The organism is Lachnoanaerobaculum sanguinis, from assembly GCF_033242365.1.
In the GTDB taxonomy this organism is placed as follows: Bacteria; Bacillota; Clostridia; order Lachnospirales; family Lachnospiraceae; genus Lachnoanaerobaculum; species Lachnoanaerobaculum sanguinis.
In genome coordinates this window covers 54,227-70,992 of record NZ_BTHK01000007.1, presented here as the reverse complement: position 1 = coordinate 70,992, position 16,766 = coordinate 54,227, and the positions used below count along the sequence as shown (strand labels likewise).

Below are 16,766 nucleotides of genomic sequence, written 5' to 3'. Positions count from 1 at the left end.
ATTATTCTCCTGTTAAGAAAGTGGAGTTTTCCAAATATTCATTTGGGTATTTCTTTAATAAAGTATTTAAATAGTCAATTACAACCGTCTGACTGCTTCTCTCTTCCATATATTCATTTAATATATTAAATAGTTCTTGTTTCTCTACAGCACTTGCATCCTCTTTAAAATATCCCCACACATGAAGAACGGCATTACTGAAATCTTTCCTACTCTCATTCATATCTTTTATTTTTTGTATTTTCTCTTTCAGAAATGAAACATCTAATTCATCCACTTTAAGGTACTCTCTTATCCCGAGATATTCCTTATGTGATTTACTCAGTACATAGTATTTATTTTTCGCCCACAACTCTTCACATTCTTTTCTTATGTTTTTATAACTCATACTCTCTTTTCTTTCAAAATACTTGAAGGTTTAATATCATAATAAATTATGTAAGATTAAACAGATTCAAAACTTATATCGTCATATTGTATCAAATATAATTATAATAATATAGTCAAAAGTTAAAAACAAATCTTTGATTAATCACAACTTCCAATAAAAAACTGCCAAAATATATCTCATATCCTGACAGTTATACTTACATGGCTTTCTTTATTTTTCAATATGTTAGGTATCAATGAGCGGCTACCTAGTAAGCCTTTACTGTGACACTTCTTTCATTGATACTTCACAGTTATAAACCATTCTTTATTTGATTTTTTACATAGAGTCAGACGGTTTTTATAAAATATATAAAAACATATCTGTCTGCAACTTATATACTCGCTATAACCTGCGTGGGCTTTGCTTTAGGTAGTATTTTTATATATTTTTGTATGTAAAAATCATATTTGGGATTTTCAGATTGAATAATCATTTAGAATACTATGATTCCCTGTTCTACAGATTGATAGGTTTCTTTCATAGAAATTGAATTTTAGAATTTTAACTTTTATATTGGGGACTTTGATGGCTAAACTATCATTTATAAAAGTTATTTATAAATTTCTCCTTTCTCCGTCTTTATATAAATTATAACCCTCAAATGCTTTACACGCAATATGGAATAGTTGTTCGGTCGATATATGGCAAGATAGATTGTGCAAAACAAAAAAGAGAGCCTTACTCGACTCTCCTTTTTATGTGCTAATTATTTTTTGCCCTGTAAATATATATGGTCTTTTCCGATTTATTGCCGGCAAGGTCTATGGCACTTATTTTTATACTGTTTTGCCCCTCTTTTAGCGGAACTTCTATTTGTGTAACTATCTGCGTAGTATTACCGTCTTTACCTTCAATATAAGAAATTGAGGTTTTATCGTCAATACCTATAAGTGAGTCTCCGTTATAGAGACTTAATTTAAATGAATTATCACGTGAGCGAACCTTTATTTTTACCGTATCGGAATCAAGCTCTCTTTCATATACCTTATAATCAATAAAAGGATTTATCTTATCGTAGAATAATCTTCTTACCATACTTGCCGATTTTTCGTTTTTAGTACTTACCTCAACTTTTATATTAACATTAAATGCTTCAAGCTTCAGTTTACTTTCAAAAGAATACGCCTCTCCCTTATATATTACATTTCCGTTCTTTTTGTAGATAATATTGCTTTTTACAAGATCCTCTTTTCCTATATTTATCGGACTTGAGAGTTCATTTCCTTCATTATCTACAAGCTTTATTTGCACATTTTCTACACTGTCATCCCCGTCCACATATCCTACAAAACCTGATACATCTATCTGCTTTTCTTCACCTTCTGTATTTCCAAGTACATCAAAAAACTCAGGTGTTTTAAGGAATACTGCAGGATATGGCTTTCTTTCCGCATTTGACACGGTAGCATTATTAATTGTAATATCTGTAATACCTGCTTCTTCCATGCTCTCATGAATATTTTGCATAGGCTTTCCGTCTCTAAATACTGTTGTAATATCAAAGTTTGTTTCAACAGGATTTATTGTGAATTCATAACAAAGCTTGTCCTCATCATATTTGAAATTATATTTTTTTGATATTTCGGAATTTACTTTATTATCCAAAATTATATTTTCTTCGATATTATCATGTTTCAAAGTAAGTTTATGCAAATGTGACTCTTCATCCGCCAGCTTTATCCTAATCACCGCTTCCTTTTCTATCAGACTGTAAGTCATATCATCAAGTTTTATATCGTTTACATAAACACTTGCATTTTTATTGCTTATATAGTCAAAAAAGTTAAGGAAATTAATCTGATTATAATTGCCTTCTCTAACATCTGAAAGAGTGGTTCTGCTTTTATTATCCATATAGTCAACGGCATCTATTATAAGATCTGAAGTATCCGCAAAATACGGGCAATGTACTTCAATATCCGAATTTCTGTAACCGTTGGTATAAACATATACTTCCCCTCTTGCAGTCGGACTGTCGGGTACCGCTTCTACAGGTATATTAAGCTTGCCGTCTTCAACCTTTACAAGTTCCTTTCCGTCCTTCACAGGTTCATCTTGGAATCTTATAACAAAGGATTTTCCGTATCTTATACTTGTATCGGCCTTATCATCCTGTGCATATCTTATTGACTGCAAATATACATTCTCTATACCTATGCCCTTATCATGAACATTAAATACTATCTCCTTCATATTGCCGTCAATATCATTCACCTGCACTTCATTAGCGGTGCTTAGATTCGGAGCCATGCTGTCCACACGCACAGGGAATTTATAGACCTGTTCTCCGTTGCCTCCTACATTATTAGTATTAAGCTTTGCCTTTATACAATATATGTACTCGGCACCGTCCTCTGCAATTCCTTCACCGATTTTTCCGTCCCATACCGACTCCGACATGAACTTAAAGCTTTTATTGACCGAAAGTCTGCTAAGCTTCCTTACCTGCTTTGAAACTCCTAAAACTCTTAACGTTTCCTCTGTCTTAGCATCAAGTATCGAATACTCTACCTGCTCCATGTTTCTTAGTGGTGCTATTCTTGCCGCCACATCGGGATAGTACTTACTGTTCGGTGAGAAATATATTTCATTATTGTACAGTGGAAGTTTAAGCATCATACTTGTTCCAAGCATTGAAGAGCTTACTCCGGCATTTTTATTTACAAAAAATTGTACATTTCTTTTTTCGCTTCCAATCTCAGGAAGCTGAAATGCATCTATAGCTCTTTGTTTGCCCCAATCTCCGTAAAATCCGAGGAAAGGTATATTGAGATTTGATATACCGTCTTTGTCCCTAAGACTTATAAAACCTTCTATAAAGTTATCCTCTTCAAGGTTTTCCGCATCCGAGTAATCCATAGTGAAATCTATATTTGCGGATGAATGTGCTTCCACGCTTATCTCTCTGCTTATATTAGACTCATTTGAATGTAATATTTCAGATCTTTGCAGCCTATATGTACCGTCTGTAGGCTCATAGAGTGCAACTGAATTTATATCATAGCTTTTTGTACTGTCCCCAAAGTTTTCAAGACTCAGTTTGACATCAAACCTTTTATCCTTAAGTTCTTTAAGCTCGAGCTTTCCGTCGGCTATATTGTCATTGGTTCCCTGTGCCCTTACTACTACAGTGGTTTTTAAGGCATTTTCAATATTTAGAGCACCGCTTCCCTGCTGTCTTACAAAATAGGGTATATCTTCAAATATTCCCTCATCCTTTAAAGGAGTTGCGGTATTCATAAGTAAAAGTTTTATAAATTCCGAACTGTTATCTGTTTGTATATTCTTTGCCTTTATATATTGTTTAAGTATGGCTGTAGCTCCCGTTACCTGAGGAGCCGCCATGGAAGTACCGGACATATCCTTGTACTTATCGTCCTCAACGCTTGAGTATATATGTCCTCCCGGAGCGGTTATCTCCGGCTTAATTCTAAGATCCGGAGTTGGCCCCCATGAAGAAAACTTTGAAACGCTTCCTCCCGCTACATTGTCGACATCCGTCATTTCCGTAAATATCTCAGGTCTCAGATTATTATTGTAACCGTATTCCTCCATTAACTTATCATAGGTACTTCTTTTTATACGGATACAGGTAAGCTTTCCCGCATTACCCGGAACTTCAAGATTTCCGCCTATTTGCTCAGCCATGCTCCTGTTATTGTAAAAAACAATGGCGGCAGGTTTTAATTCAGCTATTGACTCAAGCTTATCCCCAAATCCTAAGCTGTCTTTTGTTGTAGGAATCTCAAAGAGTACGAGCTTACCTTCTATATTTTCTTTTTTAATAAGCTCTTGCTTAGCGTTTTTTAAATCAAATATATCCGCACTTATAATCTTTTTCGGATTTTCTCCTTTATGCAAATCCATCTCTTCATTTACATAGGCATCCCAGCTGTCCTTCCACCTTATGACATACATATGCCTTTTAGTATTTTCCATAGATGCAACTGCTATAGTTCCTTCATTTACAGCAGGATTTGCAATTAAAGCGGTATCATAATTTTCTTTTAAAGGCTCTACATTATTTATATTTCCGGAAGTAATATTTCCGTCATTACCGGCAGCTACTGAAATTACTATTCCGGCTTTTCTTGCCTTTTCTATAACCTCATTTTCCGGATAAGCTCTGTTCTCCATTGAAAATCCGGCTGCCGATCCCAGGCTTAAGTTTATTACATCGGCCTTCAATGTTATAGCATCATCCAAGGCTTTCAACCAAATATCGGTAAATGTTGTAGGATACTCAAGGTCATCTGAAAATACCTTAAGCGCAAGTATTTGTGCATTAGGTGCCACTCCGAAAGTCCCGCTCTCAATATCATTTGCGGCAGCTATTCCGGATACATGCATACCGTGCATTACACCGTAACTGTTACGTAAGTTCTTATTAAAATCATAATAATTATAGCCATAAGGTACTTTATCAGAATAATAAGAGCCTTTTAATCCGTTTTCAGCTATTATCTTTTCTATATCTGTCTTTGTATACATAGGATGTACAGATTCATCCAGTCTAAGTGCCTTATGTCTATAGTCTATACCTGAGTCTATTACCGCAATAACACTGCCCTCGCCTTTATATCCAAGTGTATTCCACGCATATCCCGAACCTGTTATACTGTTGGATGACTTAAGATAAGGTCTTTGAAACTCCTGTGATACATAAACACTTTTTACTCCCGGAAGCGCTTCTATTTTTTCTATTTCAGTAGCATCGGCACTTAGTGATATACCGTTAAATACTGTATCATAGTGCCTTACTTCCTTAGTATCCGCCTTTATATCCTCATTTTTTATATCTTTTACAAGCTTATCCTGATCTTCTTTCAGCTCCTGCTTTTTTTCATCTATAAAAGAATCATCCAGTTTATCATAGTCCATATCTTTATTTATGGCTTCTTCTATCAAGGATTCCTTATCAAGCTCTATTATAAGCCTAAGCTCTTTCGGCTTGTCTTCGTTTTTTTCGGCATCGGTATCAGCCGAATTCAATTTTTTATCTGCCTCTTTTACATACTCTGAAACTCTGTCCCCGTTATTTTGTGCCGCAAATCCCGGCTTAGCTGTAGAAACCAAGGGATTTATAAGAAGTACGGCACAAAACAAGGCGAGTTTTTTACTTATTCTATTCATAACTCACCTATTCTATAATTATTTTAACTATAAATTTTACCTTGCCATAGTTCTTGTCGTTGATTACAAGATCCTCTAAGCTGCTTACAGCAAGCCTATATTCTCCTTTTTGAGCATTTTTTACCTGATGAAGACTATCACCTTCCCACTTTACATTAAGCTTTACTCCATTATTTTCTCCGCTTAATTTAAGTCCTATAAGCGCTTTGTCTTCAAGAGTCACTCCGTTAACGGCTTTATATTTTAATGTTTTATCCGCATATAAATGTTCATTCAGTACTATAAAGTCTTCACTCAAATTTTCCGCTACACTGTTTTTTTCACCTTTATTAGGAGTAACTTCATTTACTTTGGGCAGGACTTCACTCTGAGTTTTCTTATTTTCAGAAATGTTTCCGGTACCTGTCTTCTCCTCCGGCTTAACTGTATCTTTATTTTGTGGTGTTACTTTTTCTTCGGTTTCTTTATCACTTTGAGCTTTATTTTCTTTTTGACTGTTATTTCCAAAATAACTGTCTGATGAACCGTTACTTCTATTTCCCTTTATTATCCTCTTAACCGATCTTCCGCCTTCAGGCTTATACTCCTCCGGATTTGGCAAAGGTCCTACCTTCCCGTCAGGTCCCAAATTTGTATAGGAAATATTTTTACCGAGGCTTTTTGCCGATTGTAACTTTGAGTTTGAAAGTTGCACCTCAAAGTTTTGGCTTCCTGCGGCAATATAGATTTTACTTATATCTGAATTTATAATCCTTAACCTTCCGTTACTCGCCTTTGGGTTTATAAGTATCGGAGTCTGTATTTTTATATTTTCTATAACGGCATCATTGGTATTGACAACTATAAAAGCCTTTGACTTATTGTTTTCATCCGTCTTAAAATTTTGAGAGGTATTGATGACCGTAAGGAAAAGCTCTTTAATTACATCCCTTAACTCACCTCTGTTTAAGACTTTACCGGGCTCAAAGTCCTTATCTTTTCCCTCAATAACACCAAGGTTTTCAAGTTCTTTTATATAGCCTCTTGACCATGACTGTAATTTCTCATCATCAATAAAAGCTGTTTTCCCCTCAGCCGCTTCAATACCTATATACCTTGCAAGTAGGTAATAGACATCTTCCTTTTTAGGACTTTCATAAAGATTGGCATATGATACATGCTCATCTATTATATTTAGTCCTTTTAATTTCTCTACAGAGCTTTTAATATACTCTTCATCCGCATTTGCGTAATTTCCTATGTCCGCTATGTCGGATCCCAAGTTGCCTGAAAGCTTTTCAAGTAATATAATCAAGTCTCTTTTGCTGATATTTACTTCGTTATCCGTATATGTTTTTTGCTCCGCTTTTGCAATTGGAGCAATAAAAAACAATTGAATACATATAGCTATGCTTAACAACAAAGTAAATTTTATTGCTTTTTTCATACTAATTTGTTTCTCCTGATTTTATTTTTAAAGTGTTTTATCTTCTGAATTTATCCGGACATAAGAAGATAAAGCACTTTAATTTTTTTTAATCGCACTTATTGGCTAAACAATATCTATATATACATATTGTAGTAAATTATATCAGGAAAAAGTGAAATGTAAATAATATGCATATTTTTTTTCAAAAAAAATTAATCTCTAAATAAAAACAAAAATATCCCGACAAATACAAGGCATTTTGTCCTTGTGACTTTGTCAGGATATTCATTATAAAAAATTTTATTTTCTAATCTTTTTGGCTGACCTTGTTTTCATGACCGAAAATAAATGAACTTTTCGGCTCAAGAGCAAGCATCAATAAATTACCTAAAACACCTACCGCAAGGACTTCTCCTATACCTACTGTAAGCATCATATAAGGTATCAAATCCGGTAAACCGTAAGCATACTTCAGTACAAACGGAATAATAATTGCGTTTGCAAGTATCGGCGGTACACATACCAACCATTTTGAAATACTTCTGAGTCTATAGCTTAATATTGCACCTATAAGTGTAGCCAATGTACCGAATATAATATCGGGAAGTGCCGCTCCGCCAAGTATATTTGCCAAAAGGCATCCTATACTTACTCCGGGTATTGCCGCCACTGTAAAGAACGGCAGAATACAAAGTGCCTCAGAAATTCTGAACTGGATAGCACCGAAGCTGATAGGGGCAAATGCAAGTGTAAGTACTACATATACTGCCGCTATGACTGCACCCTGTGCCATCATCTTGGTTGTAATATTTTTCATATCTTCTCCTTTAGTTTTGTTTTAGGTGAGGAAGGTTTCGAACTCACCAAGTACGCTAGATACTTTACGGTATTTTAAAGAATAAATCAAGTGTTTTCTCGGTATTCATATGTTTTATACTATAAACATGCCTTATAGATTTCAACTATATCCTCATTGGTAAGCGCTACAAAGGCATCTTTTAAATATCCTCCGATATTTGCATGCTCAGCCATTTCCACAAAATGCTTATTGTCAATACCAAGCTCTGTAAGAGTCATAGGAATACCTGTTTCTTTAAAGTAATTTTCAAGTGCATCTATTCCGGCAAATGCCAGCGCTCTATCATCATCACCGCTAAGCCCCATTACATTCTTTGCAAATTTTACAAATCTCTCTGTAGCACTTGCATCTTTATTAAGAATATGGCGCATCCATCTTACTGTTAAAATGGCAAGACCTACTCCATGAGTAATATCATAGTAGGCAGACAACTCATGTTCCATTGCATGACATGGCCATCCTGTTTCCTGTTTACCGTACTCAGGGATTCCCGAGCAGGCTACTGAAGAATTAGCCATAAGGTTTGCTCTAGCAGAATAGTTTGTAGGATCTTTAAGTGCTATCTTACAATTTTTCATAACAGACTTTAATATAGTCTCCGCTATTCCGTCAGCTAAATCGCTGTCCGGTGTTCTTGAAAAATATCCTTCAAATATGTGGCTCATTATATCCGCACTTCCTGCAGCTGTTTGATAAGGTGATACTGTATAAGTATATGTAGGATCGCATATACTTACTGCGGGATAGGTATATACCGCACCCAATTTTTCATTTGTATCAAGATTTGATATTACTCCGCCTGCATCAAACTCTGAGCCTGTTGCACTAAGTGTAAGTATATCTACAAGTGGAAGTGCTTTTGCTCTTCTAAAGCTTGTTTTTACCATTTCCCAAAGATCATCACCCTCATAGTAATATCCTACCGCTATTGCCTTTGCACAATCAATGGTACTTCCTCCACCTACCGCCAAGATTACATCTATATTATTCTCCTTGCAAAGTTTGACACCACGTTTTACTGAAGTTATTCTAGGGTTTGGCTCTATTCCGTCACATTCGGTGATATTGAAATTATTCTCTTTTAAAATCTTTATCACTTCATCATAAAGCCCTGTCTTTTTGATTGAGCCGCCGCCATAGGCAAGCAAAACATTTTTACCGAAAGGCTCCAATGATTTTGCCAGTCTTTTAATCTGTCCCTCACCAAAATATAATTTGGTAGGAATATCATGTTTGAAAGAAAGCATATTGTACCTCCACTTTTCATATACGCAACCGGGGAATTTTATTTTCAAAATTCTTATACCTATAGCTTTATTTTAATACAATAGCCAGTACATCTTCAACTCTTTTTACAGGAATTATTTCAAGTTCATTCAAAACTTCTTCCGCCACTTCTTTTAAATCATCCTTGTTCTCATCAGGAATAAATACTTTCTTTATTCCCGCTCTTGCGGCAGCCATAAGTTTTTCCGGAAGTCCGCCTATAGGCATTACATTTCCCCTTAAAGAAACCTCTCCTGTCATGGCATACTCAGGTGATACCGGAATATTATTTACAAGGGATGCAAGCGCTGTAGTCATTGTAATACCCGCACTCGGTCCGTCCTTTGGTACCGCCCCGGCAGGTACATGGATATGAATATCATTTTTTTCAAAAACTTCATAGCTTTCCGGATACATAGATTTTACAAGGCTGAGTGCAATATCAACACTCTCCTTCATTACATCACCAAGCTGACCTGTAATTTTCACCTTGCCCTTGCCTTTTGTCAGCATTGTCTCGATAAAGAGTATTTCTCCACCTACAGCAGTCCATGCAAGACCTGTAACTACCCCTGCCTGCTTCTTCTCTAAGATTCCCTCATGTCTGACAGGTCTTTGATCAAGATAATCCTGTAATTCTTCCGGCTTTACATCCAATATTTCTTTATTGTTCTTAACAAGCTCAACTGCGGCATGTCGGCATAGAGCACTTATTTGCTTCTTTAATCCACGCACTCCGGCTTCCATAGTGTATCCGTTAATAAGGGCCTTTATGGTATCATCTTCTATTATAAGATTGTCTTCACCGATTCCCGCCTTCTTCTTTGCCTTAGGTATCAAATGATCCTTTGCAATAGAAAACTTCTCAAGTGCGGTATAGCCTGTAAATCTGATGACTTCCATTCTGTCAAGAAGTGGTCCCGGTATGGTATCAAGTGAGTTTGCGGTACATACAAATAATACATCTGACAAATCATACGGTACATTCATATAGTGATCTGTGAAGGTATTGTTTTGCTCGGGATCAAGTACTTCAAGAAGTGCACTTGCAGGATCTCCATTGTATGATGATGCGAGCTTATCAATCTCATCCAATACCATTACAGGATTTGATGTACCCGCCTTTTTCATACCGTCCATTATTCTTCCGGGCATTGCACCTATATAAGTTCTTCTATGTCCTCTGATATCGGCCTCATCTCTTACACCACCGAGTGAGATTCTTACATACTCTCTGCCAAGTGCCTCTGCAATACTCTTTCCAATACTGGTCTTACCTGTACCCGGCGCACCTACAAAGAGCAGTATTGAACCGCTTTGCTTTTTATTTAAAGACATTACCGCCAGTTGCTCTATAATTCTCTTTTTAACCTTTTTAAGTCCATAATGCTCTCTGTCAAGGACTTCCATAGCATTATCAAGCTCTATATCCTTCGGCTCTTCTTTTTTCCAATGTAGAGAAGTGACAAAATCCAAATAATTGTAAAGCAGACCATACTCATGACTGTCCTTACCCTCCTGCTTCATTCTATTTAAAACATTGTCGGCTTCTTTTCTGGCCGTATCATTCATCCCTGAATTTTCTATTTTTTCTTCAAACTTTCTTACTTCGGAAATATTTTCAGGATGCATCTCATCTAAGGCTTTTTGAAGGAAATTTATCTGCTTTTTAATAGCATCTTCCCTATAAGCCTTCTCATGAAGCTCTTTTTGTGCCTGCTTTGCCTCTTCACTTACTTCATTTATAGCCATAAACTCTCTGGCATACTGAGCTATAAGCTCAGCCCTTGCTTTGGTTGAATCCTCCGACAGCACAGCATACTTTTCTTCGGGAGTAATATTCATAAAAGGTGAAAGTCCTACCATCACCTCATTCATATTCTTCCATGCCAGTACATAGCCTCTTGCCATAAGTCCCCATTGAAACTTGGTAACATAACTTAAAAGCTCATCTCTAAGTCCGACAAGCATTGCATTTGCATCATTAGGATCCAAATCATCTATCTCAGGTCTTTGTACTCCAATAACATTTTGGGTATCAAAGTCTATATATTCAACATTTATTCTGTTAAATGCCTCAAGGTTGGCACCACCCTCATCATCTACAGACAGCACCTGTCCCGCAACAGCTATAGGATAGATATCTTCCATTGTAATATCTTTATCTTTCGGCTCTCTCAGGTAGAGAAATGTTACCTTTTCGCCAACAGATATCTTATCTACACCGGCCTCCTGTAAATAGTCTTTTCTAAAATATATTTTTGAACCCGGTAAAACCACCGTATTATATGTCGGTATTAATATCATATAACCTCCTTTATTAGCACTTATTATTAAGGAGTGCTAAAGTGAATTTATAAAAAAGAGGTTGAAACAATGGCTTGTTTACAACCTCCCCATCTATATGGCTAAATTATATCACTGGCACTCTCATACGTCAAGTGATAATTAGATTTTGTAAAATTAATTCTGCAAACCTTTAATCGCCTTTGCCAAGCTGTCAAGTGCCATCTTCAAATATTCTCTCGGACATGCGATATTAAATCTCTCGAATCCTTCTCCGTCTACTCCGAACATAGCTCCCGAGTCGATCCAAAGTTTTGCCTTATTTACTATCAGATCCTCTCTCTCCTCTTCGGTAAGACCAAGCTCTCTAAGATCTACCCATACAAGGTATGTACCTTCCGGCTCTATAAGTTTTACCTGTGGGATATTCTCTTTCAAGTAATCTCTGAAGAAATCGAGATTTCCCTTTATATATTCTCTTACAGCGTCCAGCCATTCCTGTCCTGACTCATAAGCAGCTCTTGCAGCTACAAGTCCCATCGTATTCATCTGTGAATATCCGGATTTTACTATCTCATTTTTAAAAGCAGCTTTAAGCTTCTTATTTTCTATAAAAATATTTGAAACCTGAAGACCTGCTATATTAAAGCTCTTACTTGGTGCTGTAGCAATTACCGAATTTGCCGCATATTCCTCTCCCAATGAAGCAAATACCGTATGCTTATTTCCGGGATATACGAAATCCGCATGAATCTCATCACTGAAGATTACCACATTATGCTTAATACAGATATCGCCTATTCTTTTTAACTCTTCCTTACTCCAAACCCTACCTACCGGATTATGTGGAGAGCAAAGTATGAAAAGTTTCACCTGATTTTCCACTATCTTCTTTTCAAAATCTTCAAAATTCATCTCATATCTGCCGTCTTTGATTACAAGCGGCGAGTTTATAAGCTTTCTATTATTACTGAGTATCATCTCACTGAAAGGATAGTATACAGGTTGCTGTATGATAACACCGTCTCCTTCTTTTGAAAATGCCTTTACAGCCATTGCTATGGCATATACCACTCCCGGTGTCTTAACTAATGTACCTTTTTTAGGTTCCCATGAAAAGTTCTTTACAAACCAGTTTTTTACCACTTCAAAATAGTCGGACTGTACTTCCGTGTATCCGTAGATTCCATGGTCAACTCTTCTTTGCAAAGCGTCTGTGATCGGCTGTGCCACAGGAAAGTCCATATCGGCAACCCAGAGTGAAAGCTCGTCACCTTTTTTACCTCTAAGCTTTGCACAGTCAAACTTCAAGCTGTCTGTACCTTTTCGGTCTATGATCTTATCAAAATCGTACATATAACCCCCTTATTATTCCAATGCTCTTTCCAGATCCTTTATCAGATCGTCGACATTTTCTATTCCGACAGAAAGTCTCAAAAATGTATCTGTTATTCCAAGTCTCTCTCTTACCTCTACCGGTACATCCGCATGTGTCTGTATCATGGGGAAGGTAATCAAAGACTCTACTCCGCCAAGACTTTCCGCATATTTTATTATTTCAATTTTTTCAAATGCATCTCTTGCAGTTTTGGCAGTATCCGTTGTGAATGCAATCATTCCCCCAAAGCCTCTTGACTGGGATTTGTTTATCTCATATCCCGGATGCTCAGGTAAACCTACATAATATACATTTGTAACCTTTCTATTTGTTTTTAGGAAATTTGCAATCTTTAATGCATTTTCCTGTATTCTGTCCATTCTTACTGCCAATGTTTTCAGTCCTCTAAGTACAAGGAAGCTGTCAAAAGGTGAAAGGCTTGGACCGATTGTCTTATACATAAATCTGATTTTTTCAGATAATTCTTCATTTGCAGTACATATAAATCCTGCCAAAGTATCATTGTGACCTGCAATATATTTTGTACCGCTGTGGATAACAATATCCGCACCGAGCTTTATCGGGTTTTGAAAATACGGGCTTAAAAATGTATTGTCAACAATCAATAAAAGATTATGTTTCTTTGCAATCTTTGCCATCTCTCTTATATCTGTAACAAGCATTGTAGGATTGCTTGGTGTTTCAATAAATATGGCCTTTGTATTTTCATTTATTGCATTTAGTACATTTTCAGGATTTGTTGTATCGACATAGCTGAATTTTCTGCCTCTCTCAATTCCAAGTGTATTAAAGAGTCTGGTACTTCCGCCGTAAATATCCTCCTGAGATATTATGTGATCACCTGCATTAAAAAGCTCCAGTACCAAAGAACATGCCGCCATTCCGGTAGAGGTAGCCACCGTATCATAAGCACCTTCCATAGCACTTATGCAGTCCTCAAGCTCCGTTCTTGTAGGATTTGATTGACGTGAATAGTCATATCCTGTACTTTCGCCTACTCCCGGATGAGAGAATGTAGCCGTCTGGAATATCGGCACCGTCATTGCACCGTATGCATGAGCATTCTTATCTTCATTTGGACTGTGTACACATAATGTTTCAATATTCATAAATTCACCTGACTTTTCTAAAAACTATTATTAACAATAGGAAATATTTTACAATCTCATATTTTCCCGGTCAATAAGATGTTTTCTTGCTCTGGTTATAAGGAAAGACTATATCTATAAATTATACTTATTCTTATAAGCGATAATAGCGGCTACCGTCTTTGAATCCTTCAATTCACCCTTGTAAATCAAATCCACCAGATCTTCAAGTGCCCACTCTTCCACATCAATGCTCTCATCTTCATCAAGATGCTGCTCACTCTTAATAAGATTTTTTGCCACAAAGATATCAATTTCCTCATCTCCGAAGGCCACCATAGTATCAATTCTTATCAAGAACTCAAGCTCATCAGGTGAAGCAACTTTATAACCGGTCTCTTCTTCAAGTTCTCTGAATGCACATATTCTTCTGGGCTCATCCTTTGAATCAACCTTTCCTGCGGGAAGTTCAAGAGTATATCTGTTAAGCGCATTTCTGTACTGACGTACCAGAAGTATCTTTCCGTTTTCAAGTACAGGTACTACCGCAGCCGCACCGTTATGTTGTATATAATCCCATACGGCTTTTCTGCCGTCTATCAACATATGGTCTTTATAGACCTTTACTATTGCCCCCTCATAGGCAAGCTCTCTTTTTTCCCTGATTATATCTCCCATGCTTTCTCCTTATCCGACTTTAATATATCAGCCATATTGTTTAAAAATTCAATCGCCTCATTAAGGCCCTCACCTGTATAATCAAAATACCGGTCTTTTTTCTTATCATCTTCAGTATGGTCAAAATTAAAGGGCTCAGGCCATACTGTCAGTTTCAGCTTGGCCTCGCCCCTCTTATCCTTTGGCGTAAAATTTACCTTTTCAAGCGGATCTCTTCCCAGCCTGAATCTTACGCCCTCCAGACTTCCTGTGAAATATTGGCCATAATCATAATATCCTATATTTAACAAGTCACCTTTTTTTAACATAAAAACATATCTCTCAAATCTTCCACATTCTTTACAATGTAATTTGCGCCTTCAAACTCCTCCAAGCCGCCATAACCGTAAAGTACTCCGATACTCTTAAGACCTGCATTACCTGCACCTACTATATCATGGCTCTTGTCTCCCACCATTATAGCAAAGCCCCTGTCCATTATTTTGTTTGTCTCAAGCACATACTCAATTACTGCGGTCTTTGTAGCTCTCTTTGTGTTAAAATCTCCGTCTGAGCCGCCTACAAATGTAAAATATTTGTCCAGTCCGAAATGCTCTATAACTCTTCTTGCCTCTCTTTCAGGCTTTGAAGTCGCCACATAAAGCTTATATTCTTTTGACAGACTGTCAAGCATCTCTTCTATACCGTCATAAAGCTCACATTCAAATATACCTACAGTTCTGTAATAATCATGGAATACATCAAGCGCTTCTTTATATTGCTCCAGACTGAATCCGTAAAAATTTGTATAGCTTTCAACCATCGGAGGCCCAACAAACTTTTTTAAATCATCAAGCTCTTCATATATACCGAAGTGCTCGAGTGATTTTTGTACACCCTTTGTAATACCGAGATCCGACCTTACTATAGTGCCGTCCAAATCAAATAAAATATGCTTTTGCTTCATTACTGCTCCTTAACTAAAGAAGGCTTTAACTTCAATCCCACCTTCTCAATTCTCGCATGATCCATTTTCTTTACTGTCAAAATAATATTGTCAAATGTGATAACTTCTCCCTCTACAGGCAATCTTCCAAGCTTCTCCATTATGATTCCGCCTATAGACTCATACTCCTCGGAACTCAGTTCCAGTCCTATTCTGTCATTGACATCATCCAGATTTGTAGATCCGTCTATAAGGTACTCCGTTTCGGAAATCTTTGTTATACCTTCATCCTCATCGGCATCAAACTCATCTCTGATTTCACCTACAATCTCTTCAAGCATATCTTCCAGAGTAATCAGTCCTACAGTTGTACCGTATTCATCCAGCACTATTACTATATTGGCACCTGTCTTTCTCATATCCACCATAAGTGATGAAGTCTTTTTATATTCATAGGTATAAAGAGGTTCTCTCAAATGCTCCTTTACAGAAAAATTCTCCTTATCCTCTATCAGCAGGAAGTCTTTTACATTAAGTATTCCGATAACATTATCAGGGCTTTCTTCATACACCGGTATTCTGGTGTATCTCTCTTCTCGAAAGATTTTGAGTATCTCTTCATAAGAGGATTCCACAGACACCATCACCATATCGACTCTCGGAAGCATTATATCTCCCGCAACCGTATCTCCGAAGTCCACCACATTTACAATCATCTTCTTTTCTTCTTTTTCAATAACTCCGTCCTCATGGCTGACCTCCACCATTGCTCTGAGCTCATCCTCTGTCACCATATTATTGTCATCATTATTTTTAACGAAGAGGGAAATAACGATTCCCGCCACCTTGTTTACCACATAGATTACAGGTGTCAAAATAACAACCAATACGGAAATAATTCCGATATATTTTAATGCAATATTCTCTGCATTCTTTGATGCTACATTCTTAGGTGTGATTTCACCGAATACCAGTATAAGGAATGTCAATATACCTGTAGCAATACCTACCAGACTGCTGCCGAACATCTTTAATGTAAGTGTCGTGGACAGTGCCGAAGCGGAAAGGTTTACTATATTATTTCCAATCAAAATAGCGGAAAGCATCTTATCCGTATTTGCTGTGATTTCCAAAACCTTTTCAGCTCTTTTATCACCGTTTTCCGCCAAATTTCTTATTCTTAATTTATTTGAAGTCATGAGGGCTGTTTCAGCAGATGAAAAGAATGCTGAAGCAGACAATAATAATACCAAAATGACTAACTGTAATATGTCACTCGTTTCCAAAATTT

Annotated in this window: 12 protein-coding genes; all 12 read right to left on the bottom strand. The window is 36.8% G+C overall.

Going from position 1 to position 16,766, the window contains the following annotated elements; translation table 11 throughout:
- Position 1 precedes the first annotated feature (1 nt).
- Positions 2-388, bottom strand: a complete 387-nt coding sequence (locus SBH76_RS06135) for a YbgA family protein (RefSeq protein WP_317977170.1) — start codon at positions 386-388, stop codon at positions 2-4.
- A 747-nt stretch (positions 389-1,135) separates the two neighbouring features.
- Positions 1,136-5,566, bottom strand: coding sequence for a S8 family serine peptidase (locus SBH76_RS06130; protein ID WP_317977169.1), 4,431 nt, complete (start codon positions 5,564-5,566; stop codon positions 1,136-1,138).
- 7 nt (positions 5,567-5,573) lie between these two features.
- Positions 5,574-6,992, bottom strand: coding sequence for an S-layer homology domain-containing protein (locus SBH76_RS06125; RefSeq protein ID WP_317977168.1), 1,419 nt, complete (start codon positions 6,990-6,992; stop codon positions 5,574-5,576).
- Between the two features lie 289 nt (positions 6,993-7,281).
- Positions 7,282-7,791: a QueT transporter family protein gene (locus SBH76_RS06120; protein WP_317977167.1), complete on the bottom strand. Its 510-nt coding sequence runs from the start codon at positions 7,789-7,791 to the stop codon at positions 7,282-7,284.
- Positions 7,792-7,910: 119 nt separating this feature from the next.
- Positions 7,911-9,080, bottom strand: a complete 1,170-nt coding sequence (locus tag SBH76_RS06115) for an iron-containing alcohol dehydrogenase (RefSeq protein ID WP_317977166.1) — start codon at positions 9,078-9,080, stop codon at positions 7,911-7,913.
- Between the two features lie 67 nt (positions 9,081-9,147).
- Positions 9,148-11,406, bottom strand: a complete 2,259-nt coding sequence (gene lon, locus SBH76_RS06110; RefSeq protein ID WP_317977165.1) for an endopeptidase La — start codon at positions 11,404-11,406, stop codon at positions 9,148-9,150.
- 156 nt (positions 11,407-11,562) lie between these two features.
- Positions 11,563-12,741, bottom strand: a complete 1,179-nt coding sequence (locus SBH76_RS06105; RefSeq protein WP_317977164.1) for a MalY/PatB family protein — start codon at positions 12,739-12,741, stop codon at positions 11,563-11,565.
- A gap of 12 nt (positions 12,742-12,753) precedes the next feature.
- On the bottom strand, positions 12,754-13,893 hold the full coding sequence (locus SBH76_RS06100; protein ID WP_317977163.1) for a trans-sulfuration enzyme family protein: 1,140 nt from the start codon (positions 13,891-13,893) through the stop codon (positions 12,754-12,756).
- Positions 13,894-14,007: 114 nt separating this feature from the next.
- On the bottom strand, positions 14,008-14,550 hold the full coding sequence (locus tag SBH76_RS06095; protein ID WP_315085391.1) for an NUDIX domain-containing protein: 543 nt from the start codon (positions 14,548-14,550) through the stop codon (positions 14,008-14,010).
- Positions 14,538-14,858 carry a hypothetical protein gene (locus SBH76_RS06090; RefSeq protein ID WP_034214850.1) on the bottom strand — a complete coding sequence of 107 codons (321 nt, stop codon included), beginning with the start codon at positions 14,856-14,858 and terminating at the stop codon, positions 14,538-14,540. The genes SBH76_RS06095 and SBH76_RS06090 overlap by 13 nt, the downstream gene beginning before the upstream one ends.
- Complete coding sequence (locus tag SBH76_RS06085; RefSeq protein ID WP_317977162.1) at positions 14,852-15,496, bottom strand: HAD-IA family hydrolase; 645 nt, start codon at positions 15,494-15,496, stop codon at positions 14,852-14,854. Before SBH76_RS06085 ends, SBH76_RS06090 begins: the two co-directional genes overlap by 7 nt.
- On the bottom strand, positions 15,496-16,761 hold the full coding sequence (locus SBH76_RS06080; protein ID WP_007594322.1) for an HlyC/CorC family transporter: 1,266 nt from the start codon (positions 16,759-16,761) through the stop codon (positions 15,496-15,498). Before SBH76_RS06080 ends, SBH76_RS06085 begins: the two co-directional genes overlap by 1 nt.
- Between the last annotated feature and the right edge of the window lie 5 nt (positions 16,762-16,766).